The sequence below is a fragment of the Pseudomonas sp. CROZ-RG-20F-R04-15 genome (assembly GCF_022662375.1).
Lineage (GTDB): Bacteria > Pseudomonadota > Gammaproteobacteria > Pseudomonadales > Pseudomonadaceae > Aquipseudomonas.
In genome coordinates this window covers 1-1,444 of the sequence record NZ_JAKNQL010000063.1, presented here as the reverse complement: position 1 = coordinate 1,444, position 1,444 = coordinate 1, and the positions used below count along the sequence as shown (strand labels likewise).

Annotated in this window: 1 protein-coding gene; it reads left to right on the top strand. The window is 59.1% G+C overall.

From position 1 onward, the window contains the following. The first annotated feature begins 128 nt into the window (after positions 1–128). A complete protein-coding gene (locus L8H52_RS30260) occupies positions 129–1,187 on the top strand; it encodes an IS110 family transposase (RefSeq protein WP_242210165.1) in 1,059 nt (352 codons plus the stop codon). The last annotated feature ends 257 nt before the right edge of the window (positions 1,188–1,444 follow it).

The window sequence follows — 1,444 nt, the reverse complement described above, 5'->3', positions numbered from 1 at the left end:
TGTAATTGTATGGACTCGCCCAAGCCGAGGCGTCTGTGCGCCACGGTGGCATTCTTATAGAAGCCAACGACAGCGAGGGCGAGGCCATGAAAAAGCATACGACGAATAATCAGTCTTTGTCAGCCGACGTGTCGGCATGCTCCACCGTTGCGGTGGATCTTGCCAAAAGGGTTTTTCAGGTGGCCGGGGAAGATGCCCTCGGCCAAGTGATATTCGAGGAGCGAATCAAGTCACGAGAAGCCTTTCAGGTGTTTCTCCGTGAGCTTCCCCCAAGCGTGACGGTGTTGGTGGAAACCGGGCCCGGTGCTCAAGCATGGGCGCGGTTGCTGCAAATGCAGGGAAATCCGGTTCGCATCCTGCCCGCTCAACTGGTCGCCAGTCACCGCAGCGGCCCGAAAAATGATCGCAACGATGCTTTGGCGATCTTGCGTGCCGGCCGCGACTGCAAAATCTCGGCGGTGCCGATCAAGAGCGCGGCCGCGATGGCGATGCAGGCGCTACACCGGGCCCGTCAGGGATATGTGCGGCGGCGCACTGCCGTCGGTAATCAGATGCGTGGTTTGCTGCTCGAACATGGAGTGGCCATGGCGCAGGGCGAAACTGCGATCAGCCAGCTCGTGCCTCGAATACTGGAGGATGCCACTCAGCCGCTGCCCGATCTGCTGCGCGAACTGATCGCCGAGCTGCTGGGCGAATGGAGCCAATTGGGCGATCGCGTCAACGTACTGACCGGCCGGCTGGAAATGGCAGCGAAAGAAGACGAGACGGCGAAGCGGCTGATGACGGTGCGCGGTGTTGGCCCGATCATCGCCACGGCGCTGATCGCCAAGCAGACCGAACCTGAACGGTTCGCCAACGCCCGGTTGTTTGCCGCCTATTTCGGGTTGGTGCCCAGCCAGCACAGCTCTGGCGAGAAGACCCGACTGGGCGGGATGAGCAAGCGTGGTGATGCGTATTTGCGCAGCCTGACGATTCAGGGCGCTCATGCTGTTTTGAGACAGATACGACCGGATTCAGAGCAGCCGGACGACAAGCGTCTCCAGCGCTGGATCAACCGACTGGGTCGCAAGGAGGCTGCGGTGCGATTGGCTAATCGCAATCTTCGGATTCTCTGGGTGCTGCTGCAAAACGATCAAACATATCGTCGCCAGCCGGGCAGCGGCCAGGAGGCGACGATGAGTCACTGATAAAAGAGTTCTGCCACCGAGGCGCTAAGCCGCTTCAACCCATGCTAAGAAACATTGACCCCAGGTCAGACCGTCGCGAATTGATGCCTGCGCTCCTACTGGCCCTTGAGGCCTTACTGTAATCGGCATATCGCGAGCTTACCCAATGTTGGCCAGAAGCCGGTTAACGCTTCCTCGAATAGGCCTTATACATAGATGCAATCGGGTAGCAGTGTTCAAAAGCGGGTTGAATGGTGGGGCGAGTCCATACATAGGAG